Raw genomic sequence first — 23,383 nt, forward strand, 5'->3', positions numbered from 1 at the left:
TCAATGAAGGCGTGAAAACACCAAAGACGCATGGGCAATATGCGCGCTTAAAAATATGCCGGCCAACACCCAAAAATACAAACGTGGCCGCGCCAATTGCGAGATCATCGACTGATCCCCGATCAGGCCAATTCCGAAAATCCAGATCAGCGGCGTATAGGCAGGCGCGAGAAATCCAATCAAACTTGTGGCCCACCATCCGTTTGGCGCGCTCACAATAATCCATTGGCAGGCAACATAAAGTGCAATCCCCACAGCATAGATCAGAAAGCCGATACGCTGCGGTCGCGTACGCCAATTGATCACCATGATCGTCGATAAAGCGATTATGCCAATGCGGGTCACATTTTCGACCATGCCCAACAGCGCCGGGATGTCCCGCCAAAACTCTTCCGGCTGATAGGCGGCACCAAGGTGCGGCCAAAAGGCAAAGCTCGCCAAAAGTGGTGGCATCCAAAGCCAGATACAGCTGCGCAAATATGTTGTCAGATGTCCCATCAACGCCCCCTCGCTCCGAGGAAAACTACAGCAAAATGCGACCGCTCCTGATGATATATATCAAACAAAAAAAGCGGGCCCGAAGGCCCGCTTAAGTTACACTCTTAGGGAAAGAATGCTTAGTCAGCCAAATATGTAGAATTGTTGGCGCCCTCAACAGCGTCTTTAAACTGGTTCAAAAGCGCAACGCCTTCTTCACCCAACTCTTCTTCCACATGCTTCAACACAGCAGGTTGCGCCGCTGCCTTGAACTCTTCACGTGCTTCAGCAGACAATGCTGTCACTTCGATCTTGTCCATCAAGCCAGCCAAGCCACGGTCAGAAGCTTCGATGATCCGGCTCAATCCACGGCTCGCGGTCACACAGCTTTCAGCCGCATAATTCACAACGCGCTTTTCATGGTCGTTCAATGAATCCCAGAAGTCTTTTGACATCATGAAGGTGTAAGGTGAGAACAAGTGGTTGGTCAGGGTCATATAGTCCTGAACTTCAGAGAAGTTCGCGAACGAAATGATCGGCACAGGGTTCATCTGGCCGTCGATCACGCCAGTTTGCAGACCTGAATAAACCTCACCCCAAGACAATGGATAGGCTTCGCCGCCCATCGCCTGAATGATTTTCTGGTGCGATGGCAAAGTCATGGTGCGCACGCGGATGCCTTCAAAATCTTCCAATGTTTCAATCGGACGCTTTGAGTTGGTGATGGCGAAGAAGCCACCTGTATCCGGGAAGCCCAAAACTTTGGTGTTTGGAATGCTGGCTTCAATATCCGCTGCCAACGCCTGGCCGAACGGGCCGTCAAACACTTCGTAAGTTGCCGCATTGTGGTCAAACGCAAACGCCAGGTTCAACACGTCGATGCGCGGATAGTAAGATGAAATCGCACCTGTTGAAGTCAAAGTCGCTTGCACAACATTGTCCTGAATGAACTGCACATGCTCAGCCGCAGAACCCAACTGGTTTGAAGGATAAACTTCAACATCGATTGAGCCATTGGTGTCTGCTTCCACGATATTTGCAAAAACAGCCGTACACGCATGCGCTGGGTTTTCAAATGGATCGGTTTTGTTGTCGTGGGCAAATTTGAGCAATTTAGTGTCGGCAAACGCAGAACTTGCTGCCCCCACAATGGCGGCCCCCAAAGTCAATCCAAGTGCTAATTTTTTCAAAGTCATATTTCACTCCCTTTCAAATACGCCCCAGATGTTTGACGGTGGGGCGCAAACCGTTCGCTTTAGGCAGTCCCTGCCCTAAGCAAATCCAAGCAATCGCGGCATCAACAGCGCCAAATCTTCAAAGAAGGCGAACACAAACAGCACCGCCACTTCCGCCAACAAAAACGGCCAAAGCTTTGCAGTAATGCGTTCAAGCGGTTCCCCGGTGACCGAGGACAAGACGAACAGGCAAGCGCCCACGGGTGGCGTCATCAATGAGATGTTGAGCGCCAGCACAAAGATGATGCCAGCATGAATAGGTTCCAGCCCAATCGCTGCGGTCAGCGGCACCAGAACAGGCGCCAAAATGATCAGGATCGCGGTGATGTCCATCACCATGCCAATCACCAACAAAAGGCCGATGATCAGGGCAATCACCACATAGCGATTGTCCGAAACCCCAAGAATGGAATTGGCCACCAATTGTGGAATTTGGTTGAAGCTGAGATACCAGCCAACGATGGAGGCAAAGGCGATAATCACAAAGATCACGCCAGTAACCCGCGCCGTGCGGATCAGCATTTTGACCATGTCGTCCATGCTGATCTTGCGGTAAACAAAAACACCGATAAACAAGGCATAACCAACCGCAATCGAGGCCGCTTCTGTCGGCGTAACAATGCCGCCCAAGATGCCACCCAGAATAATGATGGGCATAAACAATGCCAAAATAGATTCTTTAAAGGTCGCCCAAATTTGTGGCAGCCGTGCCCGCTCTTCGCTTTGCGGCAAATTGTTGGCCCGCGCACCAATGGCGATCACCGCCATACACACGGCGCAAATGATCAAGCCTGGCAACAATCCGGCAGCGAACAACCCGCCAATTGAAACCCCCATCAAGGAGCCATAAACCACCATCAAGCCTGAAGGCGGAATGGTCGGCCCAATGATCGACCCGGCGGCAGTCACAGCGCAGGCATAATCGCGCCGATAACCACGCTCCACCATAGAAGGCACCAAGGTTTTGCCAAAGGCTGCAGCGTCGGCCGTGGCTGACCCGGTCAAACCCGCAAAAAACACTGACGCCAACATATTGGTATGCGCCAAACCACCTCGGAAATGCCCGACCAGCACTTGCGCCAGCATCACCAAGCGGGACGTGATGCCCGTATGGTTCATAATCTCGCCAGCGAGAATAAAGAATGGCATCGCCAGAAATGGGAAAATATTGAGGCCGTTGAACATTTTACCCGGCCCCAGCGCGACGAAATTATCGCCGCCAATTTGATAAAGCCCGATCACCCCGGCTGCGCCCAGCGCAAACCCGATCGGCAACCCCAGAATAACAAGTCCAACAAAAGCGAGCGCAATAATCATTCCACCATCCCCTCAGAGTTGGGCACGATCAGCGCACCTTGATCACGGATGGCCACCAAAAGGGTTTGGATTGCGCAAATAGCGGCAGATACTGGGATTGCGGCAAAGGGCACCAGCAAGGTCATGCCAAAAATCATGGCCTGTCGATTGCCGCCCGTTTGGGCGAAGCCGATGCCGTACCAAAACACATAGAAGAACAGCAAAAAGGTCACCAGATCGAGGCCAAGCAAGATGACGCGGCGCAACCCTTCCGGCGCCTTTGAAATAAGGGCATGCAGCCCGATATGTTCGCGCCGCGCAATCCCCGCAGAGATCGCCAGCATGGCGGCCCAAATCATCAAATAACGCGCCACAACTTCAGGCCAGGGCAATTGCCAGTGGAACAGGTAGCGGTCGACAACGCCGATCCAGACATCAAGCACAAGCAAGGCCATGAGAATCGCAACAAATCGTTCCACCCCCCAGTTCAGCCCTGCGCTTAGTCGTCCTGCCAATGCAGACATATGCCCTCCAATCACATAATGTAGCAAAACTACAATTATGGGATAAAAAACGCATTGTAAAGTACGTTTTTTGTAGTTTAATATCGGAATTAGGGATTTTTGACGCCGAATTGGGCGAATCATGTTTCATATTTGAGGAGGAAATTCGTGCGCCGCGGCGCATGATTTTTAGCAATATTATGGGCGATACCGCATTGGATATTATTTCGCAGATCCGTCAAAAGGACGGCAGCTACAATACACGTGAGCAGCGCGTGGCCAGCTATGTGTTGAACAATCTGGAACAGGTGAGCGACATGTCAGTGGCCAGTTTGGCCGCAGCGTGTGAGGTATCTGAGCCCACGGTCATTCGGTTCTGCCGCACCCTTGGCTGCACCGGCTATCGTGATTTCAAAATCCGTTTGGCGCAAAATGTCGCAGTAAGTTTGCAATATCTGGTCTCGGGCAATGACCCGGAAAGCGATCAGAAGAACCTGATCGATCAGGTGTTCCAAACCTTCTATGTCACGGCCAATGTGGCCCGGTCGCAATTGAATGAGGAAGCGATTAAGACCGCGGCTGATCTTATCAACGCCGCGCAAAAGATCATTTTTTGCGGTGTCGGCGGCGGGTCAACAACCGTTGCTTTCGATGCCGCCAATCGCTTTTTCCGCCTCGGGTTTGCCGCCAATGCCGTCTCCGATGCCTATTTGCAGCGCATGCATGCGGCAACGCTGACGCCACAAGACATCATGGTGTTTATCTCGGCCACGGGCCTGCCCCGGTCCAACATTGATAGCGCCAAAGTGGCCCGGCAATATGGTGCCAAAACGTTGGCCCTCACAAAGCCAGATTCGCCATTGGCCCGCGCTTGCGATTTCACCATTGGCCTTAGTCTGCCGGAAGATCCGGATATATATAAGCCCACGGCGTCGCGGCTGGTCTTTCTCGCCACGATCGATATTTTGGCCGCAACAGTGGCGCGCCAACGTCCCGAACACACTAAGGAAAATTTACGGCGCATCCGCTCCAGCCTAACAGCCTTGCATGGTAACACGGGCCCTCAGCCGGTTGGCGACTAGATCAGCCTAGGCAACATGTGAACTGAGCGATTGCTCCACGGCGCGGTGCTTTGGGGTCGCTTTGCATTCAGCCACAATCATGGCCATCGGGTCAGACGTGGGCCGACCAAACAAATAGCCTTGAAAACTGTCGCATCCCACAGCGCTCAACAATTCGGCTTGGGCTTCGGTTTCCACCCCTTCTGCTGTCGTGCGAATGCCAAGTGACTTTGCCAGCCCCACCACGCAGCTCACCACCGCATCATTTGCTTTGTTTTCGCCCAGGCGCGCCACAAAGCTCTTGTCAATTTTCAGCTTATTGATTGGAAGTCGGGTCAAATAATTTAGGCTCGAATATCCCGTACCGAAATCATCCATCGCCACACGCACACCAAGCGCGCGCAGCGCATCAAGATGGCTGACAACGCGCGTGGTATCATAAACAAAGACGCCTTCGGTGATCTCAACCTCCAGCCGATCCGCTGGCAAGCCTGTGCTCTGCAATATACGCGCAATGTCGTGGACAAAATCCTCGCTTCGCAACAGCACAGGTGAAATATTGACGGCCAACCGCATTTCACTTGGCCAATGCAGCGCCGCCTGACAGGACCGCGTCAGCACCTGCTCGGTGAGTTGCCCAATCAAGCCTGACGTCTCGGCCAGGGGAATAAATTCAGCCGGACTCACACTGCCCAATCGAGGATGCGGCCAACGGCACAACGCTTCAAACCCAATAATGCGCCGATCCTCCGCACGCACAAGAGGCTGGAAGGCCACTTCAAGGCTGTTTGTTTCCAGCGCCGTCTCCAGCTCGCGCTGCAGCAAAAATCGATCATCTTGCGCCGTTTGTAGCTCTTGTTTGAATTGCACATAATGCCCTGGGCCCGATGCCTTCGCATCATAGAGCGCCAGGTCTGCACATTTGCTCAGCCCATCCACCGTGCGGCTATCCTTGGGGAAGTTCGCACTCCCCGCACTGATGGTGGCGGTAAATCGCGCATGGTCTGTCGTAATATGCCGCTGCATGAGCTGGTAAAACTGTTCTGCCGCCTCAGCAGGCGTCGGCACCCCATCAGCCCAACAAATGGCCACAAATTCATCGCCGGATAAGCGATAGACCTGCCCCAATTGTCCCAGCGTGTTGTTAAGCCGTTTTGCGGCGACCACCAAAAGTCGATCACCTGCCTCATGACCGTAAAAATCATTCACCTGCTTGAAGGAATCAACATCAAGGCTGAACAAGTTGAAACTGCGCTTTTCCCAGCGGGCTTGCTGCAATTTCACCATCACATCACGACGAAACTTGCGGCGGTTTGGTAAGCCAGTCAGGGGGTCATAATCTGCCAGATGGATCGCTTGGCGTTCCGCAATGCGCCGTTGACGCCCCCAATAGGACAGCAGCGCCAGCACAAAAAAGGCCAAAACCACCAAAACCACAGAGGTCATCTGCGATGAAAACTGCACCCCACGCACCATCAAATGCCCAACAGGGTCGCGCCTGATTTCAATGCTGACCACCCCGCGCGGCATGCCAAGCCGCTCTAGCGGGATCAACACAGCCACCGGCACACCATCATGGCTAACCTCATCACTAGGCAGTTCAAATATGCGCGTCCGTCGACTTGATAGGGTGGCTTGCACCGCTTCTTCAAAAGCGACATCAGTAAGATCACGCATCACCGGCCTGCCCCCGGCAATGGTCAACTGGCCAAATCGGGTGAACACAGCATAACCCGAAACAGTGCCGAAATGGCTGGATTGATCAAAGCTGAGCGGATCAAAAACATCATGCTGAGGCACTGTTTGTGGCTCGGTTTTCACGACGAACTGGTCGACCAGATATTCAACAGGATCAAGCCGAAGCGGCGAAAGTTCGCCAGGTAAATCAAACTCGGTTCGCAAGGAAATGGCAGATTTTCTGGCCAATTGTTTGGCGTCAAGGTCGCTGAGTTTTTGGACCAAAAGTGGAGACATAGATGAAGCGATGATCACCAACACACAGAAGGCGCTCACAATAGAAATAATTGAGGCAATAAATCCCCAGCGGCTCATCGTTGCATCCAAAACACGCAAAAAATCATTGGCAGATCATCAGACAACTTTATTACACAATTGTTTAAATCCTGAATATTCGTGTTTAAATTCAGCTGTTTAACAATTCAACTAATTACAAACACTCACCCCAGTTTTTTTTGCACCAAAAAAGGCGCGCCAAACAGGCGCGCCTTCATAAAACCCCTAGATAGTCTTTTATTATTCCGCGGCGGTTACAGATTCTTCTGCTTTAAGCACGCCACGTTCAATTTGTTCCCGCTCGATGGACTCGAACAGAGCACGGAAATTGCCCTCACCAAAGCCTTCATCGCCTTTGCGCTGAATAAACTCAAAGAAGATCGGGCCGATCACGGTTTTCGAGAAGATTTGCAGCAAAATCTTGGTCATGCCGCCATCAATCACGCCTTCGCCATCGATCAAAATGCCGTGCTTGGCCATCCGGTCAATCGGCTCATCATGGCCGTTCACCCGATCATAGGACATGTCGTAATAAGTCTGTGGTGGTCCCGGCATGAATTTGAGTTCATTTTCAGCCAGTTTGTCGGTGCAATCATAAATATCGTCACAACCCACCGCGATGTGCTGAATGCCTTCGCCTTTATACTTCTTCAGATATTCTTCGATCTGGCTGGTGTCGTCTTTTGACTCATTCAGCGGAATGCGGATCTTGCCACAAGGCGATGTGATCGCGCGGCTGGTCAAGCCTGTGATCCGACCATCAATGTCGAAGAAGTGGATTTGCGTGAAGTTGAACAAATCACGGTAGAAATCCCACCATTTGTCCATATTGCCACGGAACACATTGTGGGTCAGATGGTCGAGATAATAGAACCCGACGCCTTCAGGGCGTGGGTTGGCCTCACCGAGCCACTCAAATTCATCCTCATAGGCGGAACCCTTGTCGCCATATTTCTCGATGAAATAGAGCAATGAACCGCCAATGCCCAAAATCGCCGGCGCATCGATGGACTTGTCGTCGCCTTCATAAGGCTCAGCACCATTTTTCACCGCATGGTCGAACGCATGTTGCGCATCAACAACCCGCCACGCCATAGACGGCACGCAAGGGCCGTGCAAATCAACAAAGCGACCGCCAAAGCTGTCTTTTTCGCCGTTCAGAATGTAGTTGATGTCACCTTGGCGCCAAACGGTGATGTTTTTCGTCTTATGCTTGGCAACTGGGGTGTAACCCATCTTGGTGAACAATGCTTCGAGCTTTTCCGGCTCGTCATGGGCATATTCAACAAATTCGAAACCGTCCGTGCCGGCCGGGTTCTCTTTGGTGATCTCTGCTGGTGGTGCGTCGTGTGGAAACGGACCCATATTTATTCTCCCTATCAAAAACTGTCTGACAATCATTATGACGCACACCAGCTGCAATGTGCTTGCGATTTCAGCAGCCCAGCATTATATTTTGCATGAAATCCGCACATAATGAACGATTGGCGCACAAAATGAGCGAGCTAGACAATTACGACAAGAGAATCCTTGGGCACCTGCAGCAAGATGCGCGGCTCACCAACAACGAGCTGTCCGAGCGCGTCAATCTGAGCGCCTCGCAATGCTCACGCCGCCGTGCCCGCCTGGAAGAAGAGGGCATTATTTCGGGCTATCACGCCCATCTGGACCGCGATAATCTCAAGCTTAGCATCGTCACCATCATCAATGTGACCTTGGCCACACATAACCGGGGCAATGCCAAACGGTTCGCCGCGCTGATCTCGGATTTGCCCGAAGTGCTCGAAGCACACGCCCTCACCGGCGAGATGGACTATTTCATCAAAGTGGTTTCGCCTGATCTGAACGGGCTCCGGCAATTTGTGAATGACGTGCTGCTGCCACACGAGTCGGTGCAACACGTCAAAACCTCGATTGTGTTGGAAACGCTGAAAGAAACCAGCGCCCTGCCGGTGCAATAAGGTAGCACGCTAAAGCGCAGTCATAGCTGCGACCTTATCCAACAATTCTGCTTCGGCTTCAGTCGGCGGCCCAGATTTATTCGCCCCTCTATCTTGCGCAGCAAGATATAGTTTTTGCGCGGCTTTTTCCGGTGCGACAAAGAAAAACGAAAAGGCGCGCATAATACTCGGCACCGCGGTGCTTTTGGCCATGGCGGTTTTGGTCGGCGGCAAGTCGACAACTTTTAGCGCAATGTCACTTTGGGCAAAATCCGCGCTGAGCGCCGCAAAAAGATCCGTCAGTGCCTGTTTCGATTGGGCATAGGCGACCATGCCTTTTTTGTGCGACAGGTTCAGCACATCATCCAGCGCTTTTTGTTTGACCATGCGGCGCGCGCCAGAGCCTGACGCCACAACAACACCCTTGCCGCGCTCCAGGCTGGGGCGCAAAAGCTGCACCAACACATAATTGGCCACCACATTCACGGCAAAATTCATATCCTGCCCTGCAGCATTTTGCTCAAACCGCGTCCCGATCCAGCCCGCATTTAAAAAGACATGCGAAAGCTTCATATATTGACCGGCAATTTTAATCGCGGCCGCCCGCACCGCTGCGCCGTCAGCCAAGTCCACTTGCCAATATCTCACTTTTAAGCGCGGAAACTTTTTTCCCAATTGCGCAATCTGCTTTTCGCTTTTGCCTTTATCCCGATTAAGCAACAAAAGCTCGAACCCGTCTGCCGCGAGCAAGTGGCATAACGCCGAACCAATGCCGGAGTAGGACCCGGTCACCACTGCAATTTTTTCGTTCATTCTCTTATCCTATTTATTTGTTATGGCATTATATTCCATGGAATATTTTCGGATCAAAAAAAGGGCGCTTCACCTGAGAAGCGCCAACACCTCTTCAAGTGTTTTCGCTTGCGCTGGGCTGAGCTGGTCAAATTTGGCAAAATGCTGGTCCATCACCGACTTGCCTTTCTTCAATGCTGACAACCCTGCCCCCGTCAATTGGATATGCACCACACGCTGGTCGTCCACGTCGCGTTTCTTTTCAATCAAATGCTTGTCCATCAACTTATTCAGCAGCCGCGAGACATTTGAATTGGGATCATTCATTTGCGATTTAATGTGCCCCACATTTGACCGCCGCCCCTCACAATCCGCCAGAATTGACAGCACCTTGAGCTGCTGCATGCTGAGATCAAACGGCGCCAAATCTGCATCCAGCGCGCCCTGGATTTGGGTTGCCGCGCGTAAAAACTTAAGCGCCAATTGGTCAGCGCGACAGGTTTTTGGTGTTTTTTTCATTTTATATTCCATGGATTCTATTTATAGTCCATGGAACATAATGTCAATCATCTGGCGAAATTATTGTGTCCGTCGATGCGCGCTGGCCACAACAAAACGCTGCACCTTGCCTTGCCAATTATGAACCCCTTGATATAAAAGGATTTTAGTCAATGGAGGGATGACTTATGGGGCGTTATTTGGGATTGAGTTTAGTTGTGGCAATGGCGTTGATGGCGGTGTTGCCATCGTCGGCCATGGCAGCATGTGCAAACGGCCGTTGCTGGGGTGCCGTCGGGGTTGGGCCAGGTGGCGCTTGGGGCAATGCTTATGACTACCCTTCGCAACAAGCCGCAGCACAAGCTGTGCAGAATAGTTGTCAGGGCGATTGCACCACCATCAAAACATTCTTCAACAGTTGTGGCGCCATTGCGCAAGGCGACAGCGGTGGATGGGGTTGGGCTTGGCATGTGTCCAAACAAGAAGCCCAAAGCCGCGCCATTGCCTATTGCGTGCCAAACGACCGCAATTGCCGCATCACCACCTGGGCCTGCACATCACGATAGATAGGCACAGCCGCACCGGCAATCCTTATGTCATCCCCGCGAAGGCGGGGATCCAGACAGAACCATCCGTAAGCCGCACATTGTCGAGCCCTTAGAAAGTCAATTCCAGGACGACAGCTGCGGCGTGGGAAAGCTTTTGGTCAAATGGAGCCAGCTACCCCTGCGGCGCGTGCTGGTCCGGGTGCGCCGCCTGAAACGCGGCATTGCGGTTGCAATTCTCTTCAACCGTCAGAATGCGCGGCATGTTGGAGAGGTCCACTTCCCACCGCCGGGCATTATAAAGCTGCGGCATCAGGCAGATATCGGCCATGGTCGGCACATCGCCAAAGGAGAAATCGCTTGGCGCATTTTGCGCGAGCATCCGCTCATAGGCGGCAAGGCCATTGCCGATAAAGTGGTGAAACCAGTCCAGTCGAATTTGATCACCATCTTCGCCAAGGCCCATGGCATATTTGACCACGCCCAAATTGCACACCGGATGGATATCCATCGCAATGGCATTGGAGAGCGCCCGTACCCGTTGCCGATCTAACGGCGTGGCGGGCAACAGGCCCACGTTCGGGTGCATCTCGTGCAAATACTCAATGATCGGCAAAGACTGGGTCATCATCTGCCCGTCAATTTCAAGGGCGGGCACAAAGCCTTGCGGGTTCCGCGCCATATGCGCGTCTCCTCGATGCTCGCCTTCGAGCAAATTGACCGACACGCCCTTATAGTCAAGCCCGCACAGCCCCAAGGCAATGCGGACCCGATAAGCGGCAGACGAGCGCCAATAATCATACAAAACAGGTGTGGTCATCTTGGCGCTCCCCTGATTAGCCGAATTTGACGATTTTCTGATCAACGGCACCGAAAATGGACGAGCCATCATCATTTTTCATCTCAATGCGCACCTGATCGCCAAACTTCATAAATGCTGTGCTGGGTTTGCCCTCATCGATGGTCTCGATCATGCGAATTTCCGCAATGCAGCTATAGCCCAAGCCACCCTCTTTAACCGGCTTGCCCGGGGTGCCGTCACTGTCTTTATTCGAAACAGTACCTGAGCCAATAATCGCCCCAGCAGCCACATGGCGGGTTTTCGCCGCGTGAGACACCAATTTCGGGAAATTGAAGGTCATATCGACGCCCGCATTGGCTTTGCCAAACGCGTCGCCATTATAATGCACCAGCATGTCGCGGTGCACCTTGCCGTCCTGCCAATGCTCACCCAACTCGTCCGGCGTGATCGCGACGGGCGCAAAGGCCGTTGCCCCTTTAGATTGGAAAAAGCCAAAGCCTTTGGCCAACTCACCGGGGATCAAGGCGCGATAGCTCACATCATTCAAAAGCACCAATAATTTGATTTTGTCGGCGGCCGCTTCAGGGGACAAGCCCATCTCAAGGTCATCACAAATCACGCCGATTTCGGCTTCCATGTCGATGCCCCAATCTTCGGAGCCAACTTCAACATCATCATGTGCGCCAAGCATTGCGTCCGGTGCGCCCATATACATCAATGGGTCTTCCCAAAAGCTCTCGGGCAATTCCGCGCCACGCGCTTTGCGCACCAGTTCCACATGGTTGACATAAGCCGACCCATCAGCCCACTGGCTGGGGTTGGGCAAAGGCGCCATCGCCTGCAGCGGATCAAAATCCTTGCCCACCACATCGCCATCATTCAACTGGTCAGACAGCGCCTGCAACTGCGGGGCGTGCACGTCCCAATGGTCGATCGCCTCGCGCATGGTACCAACAATTGAGCTTGCGGAAATGTATTTCTTAAGGTCACGGCTCACCACAACAAGTTCGCCATACCGGGTGTCATTTTTTAAGGTTGCAAGCTTCATTATTCGTCCCAATCTCCTTCTGGTGTGCCGTTAAAGTGCTTTTTCAAGCCCTTCCAGCAATCAATATAATCGTCCTGAATGGTCTCAAGGTTCGCGCCATATTCAGTGAGTAGCTGCGGGAACCGTGTTTCAAACATAAAGGCCATGGTGTTTTCAAGTTTAGTCGGTTTAAGCTCCGAATGTGTCGCTTTTTCGAAGCCCATTGCGTCAGGGCCGTGCGGCAGCATCATATTGTGCAGGCTCATCCCGCCTGGCACAAAGCCCTCTTCCTTCGCATCATATTGGCCGTGGATCAGCCCCATAAATTCCGACATGATGTTGCGGTGATACCAAGGTGGCCGGAACGTATGCTCCGCCACCATCCAGCGCGGTGGGAAAATCACAAAGTCAATATTGGCCGTGCCCTCTTCGCCAGATGGCGCCGTCAACACGGTGAAGATTGATGGATCAGGGTGATCGAACAAAATCGCGCCCACGGGTGAATAGGTCGAAAGATCATATTTGTAGGGCGTGTAATTGCCATGCCAGGCCACCACGTCCAGCGGCGAATGTCCGATTTCAGTGCGATAAAACTTGCCGCACCATTTCACATAGACCGCGCAATCGGTCTCCTTTTCTTCAAAGGCAGCCACAGGTGTTTTGAAATCGCGCGGGTTGGCCAAGCAATTCGCACCGATGGGCCCGCGGTCTGGCAACGTGAACTTCGCACCATAATTCTCACACATATAGCCACGGCTGGCGCCATCAACGCCCACCTTGAAAATCATGCCGCGCGGCAGCACACAGATTTCGCCGGGCGCCACATCCATTTTGCCCATTTCGGTGAAAATATGCAGCGTGCCCACTTCCGGCACCACCAGCAATTCGGCATCCGCATTGAAGAAATGATCATCTTCCATGCTCTTATTCGCCACAAAAACATGGCTGGCCATACCCACTTGGGTGAACACATCGCCCGCCGTGGTGATGGTGCGCACCCCTTCAATAAAAGTGGTGGGCTCCTCAGGCATCGGCACCGGGTCCCAACGTGTTTGGCCAATCGGCATTTCACAATCCGGATTGTGCGGCGCCGATTTCCAATAATCCAGTTTTACAGGCTTAAAACGGGTCGTGTGGCGCACGCTGGGGCGAATACGATAGAGCCAAGAGCGCTCATTTGTGCCACGTGGTGCCGTGAACGGAGAGCCGGACAATTGCTCCGCATAAAGGCCGTAAGCGCACTTTTGCGGGCTGTTTTGTCCTTGGGGCAGAGCACCGGGCAATGACTCGGTTTCAAAGTCGTTGCCGAAACCAGGCATATAGCTTAGTTGATTAGACACACTGTTAACCTTATCATTCATGATTGACGGTCTCCATTTGAGCAAAAAATTTGTTGCATAAGTAACGATAGACTATGTAACTAACAATAAGGGGAGGAACGAAATGGACCAGAACAATATCAATGAGGCGGTGTTACCGCTAGAAAATTTTATCGCCTATCGGCTCAATCAAGCGGCAGAAAAAGTGTCGCAAAGATTCGCCATCGAATATAAGAAGCGACATGGCATGACCCGCCCGGAATGGCGGACTTTGGCCACTATTGGCCAGTTTGGCAACATCACCGCCAAGCAGATTTGCCAGCACTCATCCATGCATAAAACCAAAGTGTCACGCGCCATTTTTACACTGGAACAGCGCCGCTGGTTGAAACGCACTGTTGATCAAAATGACCGCCGTGTGGAGCATCTGGAACTGACATTGCAGGGGCAAAAAGCCTATCTCGAACTATCGGATGTGGCGCGAAACTTTCAGGACCAGATCTACAGCGCACTGGGCCCGAGCAACGCTGCCGCGCTTGAAACCAGCCTTGAGGCAATCGAAACGCTAATTGATCCACAGTAAATTAGTATAATCCAAAATCGCTGCCCGCGTGAACCTATCCGCGGGCAGCGATTTATTTTTTGCCATTTTTAGCCTATCTATCGTTATATTTCTGCGGCACGCTTCAACATAATAGCGCCGGGTTCACCTCCCATTAAGCTGCAACCGATAAGCCGGAAAAAACAAAAAATCTAAGAGGTCTTTATGTCACGCGCCGCAAAACCAATTGGATCGCCTTTTAAAGCCTATGATGTGCGTGGCATGATCCCCACCCAGATCAACATGCCCTTCGCCTATCGTTTTGGCCAAGCCATGGCGGCCCACGCGGCGCCAAATTCAGTGGTGGTTGGCCACGATATGCGGTTGGATAGCGCCCCGCTTGCCGCTGCATTGCAGCAAGGGCTGCAGGATAGCGGCGTCGATGTGTACCCTGTTGGCCAATGCGGCACCGAAGAAGTTTATTTCCATACAGCGCAAATGAATGCAGATGTCGGCTTGATGGTCACCGCCAGTCATAATCCGGATAGCTATAACGGCATCAAGATCGTGCTGAAAGGCGCCACTGCGGCGACGCAGGAAAACACTCTTGGCCCAATGGAGACGCTGGTGATGGGTGAAGATGCATTTGACGTGGTGGCCGAATTTGCCGCGCGCGGCAAAGCCCAACCCACCCTTGACCGCAATCTTTATATTGAGCGACTGCTCGCCCAAGTCGAAAATGTCGATCTCAAGCCTCTTAAAATTGTGGCCCATGGTGGCAATGGCTGCGCCGGCCCCATCATTGATTTGCTTGAGCCGCACCTCCCTTTTGAATTTATCAAAGTGGACAATGAACCGGACGGCCGCTTGCCGAACGGCATTCCAAATCCGCTATTGCCAGAAAAACGCCAACGCGCCGCAGATGCGGTTAAAGCCCATGGCGCCGATCTGGGCATCGCGTGGGATGGCGATTTTGACCGCTGCTTCTTTTATGACCATGAAGGCACCTTCGTAGAGGGTTACTACCTTGTCGGCCTGATCGGCCAAACTTTGGTGCGCCAAAATGGCGGCGGCAAGGTGGTTTATGATCCGCGGCTCACCTGGAACACAATTGATCAGATCGAAGCGGCGGGCGGCACGCCCATCGTCTGTCGCACTGGCCATACCTTTTTCAAAAAGGTCATGCGCGACAATGATGCAATTTATGGCGGCGAGATGAGTGCCCACCATTATTTCAAGGACTTTGCTTATTGCGACACCGGCATGTTGCCGTGGCTCGCCATCGTGGCAGAGATTTGCCAATCCGGCATCAGCCTGAAAGAGATGGTCGCCGCCCGCATTGAAAAATTCCCCTGCTCCGGCGAAATCAACTTTACCGTCGACGATGCGCCCACCGCCATCAAAAAGCTGCAAGACGAGTTGGCCAGCAAAGCCAACGAAGTGGAAGACATTGATGGGCTGGGCATGGTGTTTGATGAGTGGCGCTGCAACATCCGCGCCTCCAACACCGAACCATTGCTGCGCCTCAACCTAGAAACCCGCGGCAACAAGCCCCTCTTGGCTGAAAAAACAGCGCTTTTGTCAAACCTAATTCGCGGCTGACCCCACTGGGGGTAAATTCCATTCTGCCCCGGTGAGATCTTCTGAAACGTCCCACAATCTCGACGCCGCTTCATGATCCACAGCCGCGTGGGAAATTGGCGTCACCCCAACGGGTCCCGACAGGCCGCGCATTTTAGTTGGACCATAAAATAGCCCCGGCTTTGCATCTGGGTCTGTAAGGGCCAACACTTGCGACTTCGCGCCATGAAATGGCGAATGGGCAAACATCACATTCATCACCTCAAGCCCGATGCGGGTGAAAAAGCCTGACCCAACACGTTGGGCATTGGTGGCCGCATATCCCGGGTGGCACAAAAACCCGTTGACGGGCCGCCCCTGCGCCAGCAAGCGCCGGTTCAACTCCAGCATAAACATGATGTTGGCCAGCTTGCTTTGGCCGAAGGCAGCCATGGGCGTATAATTCTTCTCAAAATGTAGATCATCAAAATCGATCTTCTCCGCCCCCCAGCGGTGCGCCACCGAAGAGACCGTGACAACACGACCATTACCCTTTTGGATCAGATCAAACAGCAATGACGAAAACAAAAAATGGCCAAAATGATTGGCCCCCATCTGCAATTCAAACCCTTGCGGTGTTTCCACCCGCTCGGGCACCATCACAATGCTTGTATTGTTGATCAACCCATCCAGTTTTTCGTGAAATCCGACAAACCGATCTGCCGCCATGCGCACTGTTTCCAGATTGGCGAGATCCATCAATTCATATTCAATTTTGGCATTTACGCTGCGAAAGTCGGCCAACTCCCGCACAGCCTGCCGCGTACGCTCCTCAGAGCGGCAAAAAATTGTCACTTGGGCATTATTCTGAAGCAGCATTTTCGCTGTTTCAAAGCCAATCCCGGTATTGCCCCCGGTGATGGCATAATGGCGGCCCGATAAATCCGGCACCCGACCATAATTCCAGCCTTTCTTGCCGAAAGGCAGAAGCTGTGTGCTCATAATAAATCCTTAAAGTGAACCGATGCCCCCCGACATCAGCTTTGCAATCCTAAAACTTTTGCCCGTACTTTTCACAATTTCGCATCAACATGCAATGGCGAACTGATTTTAGTGAATCCGACCATTCGTGGCAAATCAACCAAAGATTGAGCGGCTATACACCCCAAAAATGGAACTTTAGGGCCCAAAATGCGTTGTATATATAACGAAAGGAGAGTGCTTATGACCGAAAAAAACAAAGAAACAAAGCGCACTCAAAAAGAGATCGACGATCAACTCGACGATAGCTTTCCCGCCAGCGACCCACCCTCATGGACACCAGGTACAACCAAGGAATCCGATGAGGACGCAAAGCTAGAGCGCAAAGACGACAAATAGTGCATTGGCGGGAGCGGCCTAGTCACCGCGCCCCGCCTTCACATACTTAATCGATATGGGCATCACTGAAACAAGAATATCGCCGCTAAAGACGGCTATTGGGCGCTGGTGGAACAATGATCCGTTCACCCAAAGCGCCGCTGTGGCCTTTTATACGATTTTTTCTTTCCCTGCCCTGATCATTCTCTATTTGGGCTTGGCGTCAATGTTCATGCAAGAAGACGCCGTCCGCATGCAGGTGTTTGGCTTTTTGCGCGCCAATTTCGGCGCCGACGCTGCCGAGACCTTCCGGACAATCGTTGCCAACACGGCACCATCAGAGAAAAGTTTCATCCCCTTCATTTTCGCTGGCACGGTGCTGGTCTATGCCGCATTGCGGCTCTTTTTGCAGCTGCAAAAGGCGCTCAACTATATTTGGGACATTGACGACAGCAAAGTGTCAAACTTTCAAGCGCTGGTGCTGCGGCGCCTCATTTCCTTCGCGGTCATGATGGGCGTGCTTTTTGTCCTTGCCGTTTCGTTGGTGATCACCTCGACCATCAGCTCATTGACCGATTGGATCATCGCCCACCTGCCTGATATGTTTGCGGTGCTGGCGCACAGCGTCAATCTGATCCTATCGCTCACCATCATCAGCTTGCTGTTCGCAGTTATCCTTAAAATACTGCCTGACCGCAACGTCAGCTGGTCGCACGTCGCCCCCGGCGCTCTCCTCGCTGCAGCCCTGTTCATGTTGGGCGAGTATGGCATGGGGTTGTATTTTGGCTGGGTTAAGCCCGGCTCCGCTTATGGCGTCACTGGGTCGATCATTTTGCTGATGATTTGGGTGTTTTATTCCAGCGCCGTTTTCCTGCTCGGCGCAGAATATGCAAAGACCCTGCATCAGAAATCGCTGGTGCGCAAAAAAGCCAACTAACGCTTGATCGGTTTACCAACGTCGTTCGCAGCGGGCACGCAAACGTCTTGCGCGCGGCCCAGCGACAACTCAGGCCATGGTGGCAATATAAACGCCGTAAAGCACAAGGAACCCCAAGCCCACCCAGCGGGATATCGCGCCGCGCTTAAGGGCGATAACCAGCATCAAAATGCTCGCGGCCAGCATCACCCAAATATCGACAACCACAATTGAGCTGGGGAAGTCTATGGGTTTCACAAGCGAGGTCGCCCCCAGAATAAACCAGACATTATAAATATTGCTGCCGATCACATTGCCCAGCGCAAGGTCAGATTTCCTTTTGAGCGCGGCAACGATGGAGGTCACCAGTTCAGGCAATGACGTGCCTACGGCAACAATGGTCAAGCCAATGATGGTTTCAGAAATTCCCCAGGCACGCGAGAGCTTGATCGCGCCCGACACCAGAAACTGCGCACCCAAAATCGTCAGCACGATACCAACGACCGCCAAAACGAGTCCGACCCACAATTTTTGCGTCCAGGGCTCGGCAATCTCCACCTCGGCCCGATGCAGCTCTGCCGAGGGCTGTTGTGTGTTGCGCTCGTTCAAATAGCTGTAAAACAAATACCCGGCGAGCAGCAGGATAAACAGCACGCCCACCCACAAATTCATATGCCCCCAGAGGGAAACCGCCACACAACTTAGGGCCGCCAGAACCAGCACAAAACCATCGCGACGAATCGCGGCAGGCTGGCAGACGATGGGATAAATAAGGGCGGCCGTGCCCAGGATCAGCAAAATATTGGCAATATTGCTGCCCACCACATTGCCCACAGCAATGCCGGGCGACCCGGCCAGCGCGGCCTGAATGCTGGTCACCAATTCAGGGGTGGATGTGCCAAACCCCACAAGGGTGAGGCCAATCATCAGTTCTGAAATACCGATCTTGCGCGCAACTGCAACCGAGCCACGCACCAACGTATCGCCGCCAACAAGCAGCAGAATTAAACCGAGAACAATTTCCATGGGTCACTCTTTTGGCAATCGCCAAATTGCATCAATTGCTGTGAGAAATAGAAGCGCATTGCCACACACGGTAGCCAATTTGCGGCGCGACTTAAACCCTTGCACCGGCAAGGGGGCAAAAACATAGCTCAAATTTCAAAAGAGATTGGTTGCGGGGGTAGGATTTGAACCTACGACCTTCAGGTTATGAGCCTGACGAGCTACCGGGCTGCTCCACCCCGCGTCAAATGTCGAAATTTTTGACAACGTGTTGAAACACGATCATCGTCAATCAAAGACAGCGCCTGTATAGGGGGGATTCATGTGTTTGTGAAGGGTTATTTCGCATAAATTCAAAAAAAAATTCATAAAACGGTGACATGTCGCCTTGCGCTCGAAATTACCTGTAGTTTAGGCTGAAATCTCCCTGCGAAAAGAAGAGATATCCTATGAAATTCAATCAACTTGGGCGCACCGATATAAAGGTGAGCGAAATCTGCTTGGGCACCATGACCTGGGGCCGTCAGAACACCGAACAAGAAGCCCATGAGCAAATGGATTATGCCCTCGATCAGGACATCAATTTTTTTGATACGGCTGAGCTTTATGCGGTGCCAACCAATGAAGAGACCCAAGGGCTGACCGAAGAATATATTGGCAGCTGGTTCAAAAAATCAGGCAAGCGCGATCAGGTGGTCTTGGCCACCAAAATTGCTGGCGAAGGCGTGTCGTGGATTCGCGATGGTGAGCCGATCACCGGCGCCGCCATTCGCCGCGCGGTTGAAGGCAGCTTGTCCCGACTGCAAACCGACTATATCGACCTTTACCAACTTCATTGGCCCAATCGCGGACATTACCATTTCAACACAGGATTTGATTACGATCCGAGCAATCAAGACACGGCTGAGGTGAAAGCCAATATGCTTGAGGTGCTTGAAACGCTCGACGCCTTGGTGCGTGATGGCAAAATCCGCCATGTCGGCCTGTCGAACGAAACAGCGTGGGGCACCATGCAATTTGTCAATCTGGCCGAACAATATGGGTTGCCGCGCATGGCCTCAATCCAAAATGAATATGGCCTATTGCGCCGCTATTTCGACCATGATCTGGCTGAAGTCGCCCACCATGAGCAGGTTGGCTTGTTGGCGTATTCCGCCTTGGCCGCGGGTGCTCTCTCTGGCAAATATTTGGATGGCAACATCCCAAAAGGCACGCGCGGCGATCTGGTAAAAGCCACCATCTATCGCAACTCCACCCACTCAGAACCTGCCATTCGTGCCTATATGGCACTGGCTGAAAAGCATGGGCTGGATGTGTGCCAAATGGCACTGGCCTTCTGCCTCACCCGCCCCTTCATGACCTCAGTGATCATCGGGGCCACCAATATGGATCAGCTCAAAACAGACATCGCGGCGAAAGACATCGAATTGTCCAAGGACGTGATGGACGGTATTGCCGAGATTTACCGGCAATACCCGATGCCGATCTAAATCACTGCTCAAATTGGGCGGCGATGAAGCCATTCAACGCTGCCCAATAGCCGTCCACAAACGCCTCACTGCCCCACAGCATCACTTTACCAAGTAGCCACAGCCCATCATTGCCACTCATGGGTTTACGTTCGTCCACGGGCAGCATGCTGTGCCCCGCCTCATCAAACCAGACCACTCTGAGGTGATCCTCCGGCACCAACCGCTCAAATGTCTCAACACTATTCTGTGCGTCCACCTGGCCATCCCGGCCACCCGCCAGCAACAAGATGGGCATGGCCGGCAGGGCTGCCAAATCCTGGGTCATATCCGCGCCAGCATTGCGCACGGCAAAGTCCCACCATTGCTCGGTAAAATCATCCGCATCAAAAAACTCAACACTTTCACTCAAGCGCACATAATCTTGATAGCTGCCTCCATTTTCGATCAGTGCATCCAATTGCGCTTCGGCCGCAATTTTCGCTTCACTGTCCGGGGCAAAACTGCGGCGAAGCTGTGTCATATAATTGGACTGGGCCATCCAATTGATCGCAGGGGACACAAACACCATAAACTCGACCTTATGAGCCGCCACATCAATTTTGGGCATCACCCAACCAGCTTGCGAAAAGCCCAGCACCCCGATCTGATCCACATTTACGCCGCTTTGGCTGCGCAACGCTTCAATGCCGGCGTCCACAAGCGCCGCCCGATCAGCCATTGAGAAGGAAAGCCAATCACCTTCCGACGCTTCAACGCCCGGCTTGTCCCATGAAAGGGTGCACCAACCTTGTTGGGCGAACGTGCTGAAATAGGGGTCAAAGTAGCCAAAAGCGCCGCGGTCCATCGCGCCATCCCCATGCACAAAGACAATGCAATCAATCGGCTCACCATCATAGTTTTGCGGCAATGTGATCTGCCCTGCGACCTGATTTTCTTGAAAATCAAATTCAATTTGCCTTGTCGCATGCACTGCATCAGGGGAAAGAAACACAAAAGCCAACGCCACAAGCACCACGCCAAACACAGCGCTTGTGCCAAAAACCGCTCCACGAGAAATCATATCAACACCGATTAATAGAATAGTTATTCGCTTAATTATCATAGCTTGAGAATTGTGCAAGCATAATTTATAGAATAGGTATTCTATCAAAGGACTTTTTATGGCGCGAAAAAAAGATGACGCCCTGCACGTAAAGCGCAAAAGCCAGATATTGGCAGCCGCACGTGCCTGCTTCATTGAGCATGGCATCCACCAAACATCGATGCAGCAAATCTGTTCCCGGGGGGAAATCAGCCCCGGCGCGCTCTACCGCTATTTCCCGTCAAAGCAATCCATCATCGAAGCCATCGCCGCCAGTGAGCATCAATCCAACACCGACCTGATCGACTTTCTGGCTGAGGCCAAAGACCCGGTGTCCGCGCTGCAAGAGGCGGTCCCCGACCTGCTGGATCATATTCTTGATCCAGATTTTGCCCGCCTGATGGTGGAGATCAGCGCTGAAGCGAGCCGCAACACCTCCATATCCAAAACCTTTGATGAGGTGGAAGCACAGTTCCAAACCGAGCTGGAGAAAATTTTCAATCGGGCCGCAAAGCCATTCTCTTTAAAGCGCGACCAGCACATTAAAGCACAGATTTTCATTTTTCTGGCGCTGCTCGATGGGTTGGTCGCGCGGGCCGCTCATAATGATCTACCACCGCGCAAACAATTGGTCATGAGCGTGCAAAAAACCATCCGCGGGCTCTTTGCCTAGTCGCATTCAACATAAAAAGCCCTCGCCATCATTCCATTTATCGGTATGATTATGAAAACCAACTCGAATTAGGGGGCGCAGTCGGTATGGCACTTATTTCTACGCTTTTGCCACTCATTTTTTGGCTGAGCTATGGCACCATATCCAAACAAATCAGCCGCAAGCGTCCCTCCATTACCGCGATGATGATTCACCAGCGCTATCGCTGGGTCGCCAATGCCGTCCGGCGCGATACCCCGTTTGATGCCATCCTCACGGGCAACATCATGAATTCAGTGTCCTTCTTTGCGTCCAGTTCGGTGCTGTTGATTTTGGCCATGTTTGCCATCTTCGGGCAATTGAACGAATTGCTGCCCGCCCTGCGCACCGTGCAGGTCAATGGCGCCTATAGCGTGGGTGAATATCAACTGCACCTGATCATTATGTTGGTGATGGTGGTCTTGGCCTTTCTTTCGTTCACCCTATCGCTGCGACAGTTCAACCACTTTTGCATCTTGCTGGGCGCAGCCGACCACAGCGAAACCGCCGACCCTGAAGAAACAGCGGCCATGGCGCAACTCAATGCCCAGGGCGCCCGCTATTTCAACAATGGCATCCGCGCCTATTATTTTTCCATCGCCAATGTGGGCTGGTTTATTTCTGCTGAAATCGGCATCGGCTTGGCGATCCTGACATTTATATTCATTGTGCACCGCGAATTTCTATCAAAATCAAACGAAGCCATTTCGCGCCTGCCCCAACCCAAGGACAAATCTTAAATCATGAACTTCAAATCAATTGCCCTGTCGGCAGTGCTGCTATTGCTTTGTCAGCCAGCCTTTGCACAAGACAACCAATTCACGGTGGACGACGAAACCGAAATGCAAAATTGCTGGGAGGCTGTGACCGATCTCAATTTGCAGGGCGAAGACCACACCTTGCAAGAGTGCATTGGCGCCGCATCAAAAGTTTGCATGGAAGAGGAAGAAGGCGGCATGACCACAATGGGCATGGCGTCCTGCATCATGCGCGAAAACTCATGGTGGGACAGCATTCTCAACATCAATTATCAAAATTTGAAGCAGGTGCTTGAGCCAAACCAATTTGAAGATTTGCGCGATGCCCAGCGCAAATGGATCGCTTATCGCGATGCGTCATGCGCCTTCCATTACAATTATTGGGGCAATGGCACCATGCGCACCACAGCTTTTGCCAGCTGCATGCTCGACACAACTGCCCAGCGCGCTGCGGAGCTAAGCAGCATTCTCGACATGTCGATGATGTAAGCA

General features: G+C 52.4%; 25 protein-coding genes and 1 tRNA gene. 11 read left to right on the forward strand and 15 right to left on the reverse strand.

The genetic code is table 11. From position 1 onward, the window contains the following. From G549_RS0111020 to G549_RS0111035, 4 genes are all read right to left on the reverse strand, one after another. Positions 1-498 (reverse strand): hypothetical protein, encoded by a 498-nt coding sequence (locus G549_RS0111020; RefSeq protein WP_027835076.1) that lies wholly within the window; start codon positions 496-498, stop codon positions 1-3. A 119-nt stretch (positions 499-617) separates the two neighbouring features. Beyond that, on the reverse strand, positions 618-1,673 hold the full coding sequence (locus tag G549_RS0111025; protein WP_051213636.1) for a TRAP transporter substrate-binding protein: 1,056 nt from the start codon (positions 1,671-1,673) through the stop codon (positions 618-620). 75 nt (positions 1,674-1,748) lie between these two features. Then, the gene (locus tag G549_RS0111030) at positions 1,749-3,029 is read right to left on the reverse strand and encodes a TRAP transporter large permease (protein ID WP_027835078.1); all 1,281 of its coding nucleotides are present in this window, start codon (positions 3,027-3,029) and stop codon (positions 1,749-1,751) included. Then, positions 3,026-3,532, reverse strand: coding sequence for a TRAP transporter small permease (locus G549_RS0111035; protein WP_027835079.1), 507 nt, complete (start codon positions 3,530-3,532; stop codon positions 3,026-3,028). The genes G549_RS0111030 and G549_RS0111035 overlap by 4 nt, the downstream gene beginning before the upstream one ends. Positions 3,533-3,693: 161 nt before the next feature. On the opposite strand from G549_RS0111035, the gene G549_RS0111040 reads away from it, so the two are divergent. Then, positions 3,694-4,593: a MurR/RpiR family transcriptional regulator gene (locus G549_RS0111040; protein WP_205468068.1), complete on the forward strand. Its 900-nt coding sequence runs from the start codon at positions 3,694-3,696 to the stop codon at positions 4,591-4,593. 6 nt (positions 4,594-4,599) lie between these two features. Here the strand turns inward: G549_RS0111040 and G549_RS21390 are convergent, their stop codons facing one another. After that, positions 4,600-6,624: a putative bifunctional diguanylate cyclase/phosphodiesterase gene (locus tag G549_RS21390; RefSeq protein WP_051213637.1), complete on the reverse strand. Its 2,025-nt coding sequence runs from the start codon at positions 6,622-6,624 to the stop codon at positions 4,600-4,602. A 201-nt stretch (positions 6,625-6,825) separates the two neighbouring features. Beyond that, positions 6,826-7,950: a 4-hydroxyphenylpyruvate dioxygenase gene (hppD, locus tag G549_RS0111050; protein ID WP_027835081.1), complete on the reverse strand. Its 1,125-nt coding sequence runs from the start codon at positions 7,948-7,950 to the stop codon at positions 6,826-6,828. A 131-nt stretch (positions 7,951-8,081) separates the two neighbouring features. Here hppD and G549_RS0111055 point away from each other — a divergent pair, with 131 nt between their 5' ends. Beyond that, positions 8,082-8,546, forward strand: a complete 465-nt coding sequence (locus G549_RS0111055; protein WP_027835082.1) for an Lrp/AsnC family transcriptional regulator — start codon at positions 8,082-8,084, stop codon at positions 8,544-8,546. 9 nt (positions 8,547-8,555) lie between these two features. On the opposite strand, the gene G549_RS21395 is transcribed toward G549_RS0111055, so the two are convergent. Both G549_RS21395 and G549_RS21400 read right to left on the reverse strand, forming a co-directional pair. Then, positions 8,556-9,338: an SDR family NAD(P)-dependent oxidoreductase gene (locus G549_RS21395; protein WP_027835083.1), complete on the reverse strand. Its 783-nt coding sequence runs from the start codon at positions 9,336-9,338 to the stop codon at positions 8,556-8,558. Positions 9,339-9,407: 69 nt separating this feature from the next. Then, positions 9,408-9,836: a MarR family winged helix-turn-helix transcriptional regulator gene (locus G549_RS21400; RefSeq protein WP_051213638.1), complete on the reverse strand. Its 429-nt coding sequence runs from the start codon at positions 9,834-9,836 to the stop codon at positions 9,408-9,410. 167 nt (positions 9,837-10,003) lie between these two features. Between G549_RS21400 and G549_RS20005 the strand changes: the two genes are divergently transcribed. After that, positions 10,004-10,381 (forward strand): DUF4189 domain-containing protein, encoded by a 378-nt coding sequence (locus G549_RS20005; protein ID WP_051213639.1) that lies wholly within the window; start codon positions 10,004-10,006, stop codon positions 10,379-10,381. Between the two features lie 154 nt (positions 10,382-10,535). Here the strand turns inward: G549_RS20005 and maiA are convergent, their stop codons facing one another. From maiA to hmgA, 3 genes are read right to left on the reverse strand one after another with little or no spacing between them, the layout of a single operon-like run. After that, a complete protein-coding gene (gene maiA, locus G549_RS0111080) occupies positions 10,536-11,180 on the reverse strand; it encodes a maleylacetoacetate isomerase (RefSeq protein ID WP_027835084.1) in 645 nt (214 codons plus the stop codon). 16 nt (positions 11,181-11,196) lie between these two features. After that, on the reverse strand, positions 11,197-12,210 hold the full coding sequence (locus G549_RS0111085) for a fumarylacetoacetate hydrolase family protein (protein ID WP_027835085.1): 1,014 nt from the start codon (positions 12,208-12,210) through the stop codon (positions 11,197-11,199). Then, positions 12,210-13,550, reverse strand: a complete 1,341-nt coding sequence (gene hmgA / locus G549_RS0111090; RefSeq protein WP_051213640.1) for a homogentisate 1,2-dioxygenase — start codon at positions 13,548-13,550, stop codon at positions 12,210-12,212. Before hmgA ends, G549_RS0111085 begins: the two co-directional genes overlap by 1 nt. A gap of 97 nt (positions 13,551-13,647) precedes the next feature. Between hmgA and G549_RS0111095 the strand changes: the two genes are divergently transcribed. After that, the gene (locus G549_RS0111095) at positions 13,648-14,091 is read left to right on the forward strand and encodes a MarR family winged helix-turn-helix transcriptional regulator (protein WP_027835087.1); all 444 of its coding nucleotides are present in this window, start codon (positions 13,648-13,650) and stop codon (positions 14,089-14,091) included. Between the two features lie 183 nt (positions 14,092-14,274). Continuing rightward, complete coding sequence (locus G549_RS0111100; RefSeq protein ID WP_036221922.1) at positions 14,275-15,651, forward strand: phosphohexomutase domain-containing protein; 1,377 nt, start codon at positions 14,275-14,277, stop codon at positions 15,649-15,651. Here G549_RS0111100 and G549_RS0111105 read toward each other — a convergent pair. Beyond that, positions 15,637-16,611 (reverse strand): SDR family NAD(P)-dependent oxidoreductase, encoded by a 975-nt coding sequence (locus G549_RS0111105; RefSeq protein ID WP_051213642.1) that lies wholly within the window; start codon positions 16,609-16,611, stop codon positions 15,637-15,639. The genes G549_RS0111100 and G549_RS0111105 overlap by 15 nt on opposite strands. 222 nt (positions 16,612-16,833) lie before the next feature. Here G549_RS0111105 and G549_RS21920 point away from each other — a divergent pair, with 222 nt between their 5' ends. Continuing rightward, entirely contained in the window at positions 16,834-16,989 is a 156-nt protein-coding gene (locus G549_RS21920) for a hypothetical protein (RefSeq protein ID WP_162889115.1), read from the forward strand. A gap of 55 nt (positions 16,990-17,044) precedes the next feature. Then, the gene (locus G549_RS0111115; RefSeq protein WP_027835091.1) at positions 17,045-17,905 is read left to right on the forward strand and encodes a YihY/virulence factor BrkB family protein; all 861 of its coding nucleotides are present in this window, start codon (positions 17,045-17,047) and stop codon (positions 17,903-17,905) included. Between the two features lie 69 nt (positions 17,906-17,974). Here the strand turns inward: G549_RS0111115 and G549_RS0111120 are convergent, their stop codons facing one another. Beyond that, on the reverse strand, positions 17,975-18,910 hold the full coding sequence (locus G549_RS0111120) for a calcium/sodium antiporter (protein ID WP_027835092.1): 936 nt from the start codon (positions 18,908-18,910) through the stop codon (positions 17,975-17,977). A 146-nt stretch (positions 18,911-19,056) separates the two neighbouring features. Further along, a tRNA-Met gene (locus tag G549_RS0111130) sits at positions 19,057-19,133 on the reverse strand. 205 nt (positions 19,134-19,338) lie between these two features. Here G549_RS0111130 and G549_RS0111135 point away from each other — a divergent pair. Beyond that, on the forward strand, positions 19,339-20,379 hold the full coding sequence (locus G549_RS0111135) for an aldo/keto reductase (RefSeq protein WP_027835093.1): 1,041 nt from the start codon (positions 19,339-19,341) through the stop codon (positions 20,377-20,379). 1 nt (position 20,380) lies between these two features. On the opposite strand, the gene G549_RS20010 is transcribed toward G549_RS0111135, so the two are convergent. Next, a complete protein-coding gene (locus tag G549_RS20010; protein ID WP_051213643.1) occupies positions 20,381-21,421 on the reverse strand; it encodes an alpha/beta hydrolase family protein in 1,041 nt (346 codons plus the stop codon). A 100-nt stretch (positions 21,422-21,521) separates the two neighbouring features. Between G549_RS20010 and G549_RS21405 the strand changes: the two genes are divergently transcribed. From G549_RS21405 to G549_RS21410, 3 genes are all read left to right on the forward strand, one after another. Beyond that, positions 21,522-22,115, forward strand: a complete 594-nt coding sequence (locus tag G549_RS21405; protein ID WP_051213644.1) for a TetR/AcrR family transcriptional regulator — start codon at positions 21,522-21,524, stop codon at positions 22,113-22,115. Between the two features lie 86 nt (positions 22,116-22,201). Then, positions 22,202-22,873, forward strand: coding sequence for a DUF599 domain-containing protein (locus G549_RS0111150; protein ID WP_027835094.1), 672 nt, complete (start codon positions 22,202-22,204; stop codon positions 22,871-22,873). A 3-nt stretch (positions 22,874-22,876) separates the two neighbouring features. After that, positions 22,877-23,380, forward strand: coding sequence for a lysozyme inhibitor LprI family protein (locus tag G549_RS21410; RefSeq protein WP_051213645.1), 504 nt, complete (start codon positions 22,877-22,879; stop codon positions 23,378-23,380). The last annotated feature ends 3 nt before the right edge of the window (positions 23,381-23,383 follow it).

Origin of the sequence: Maritalea myrionectae DSM 19524 (assembly GCF_000423365.1) — a bacterium.
Classification (GTDB): domain Bacteria; phylum Pseudomonadota; class Alphaproteobacteria; order Rhizobiales; family Devosiaceae; genus Maritalea; species Maritalea myrionectae.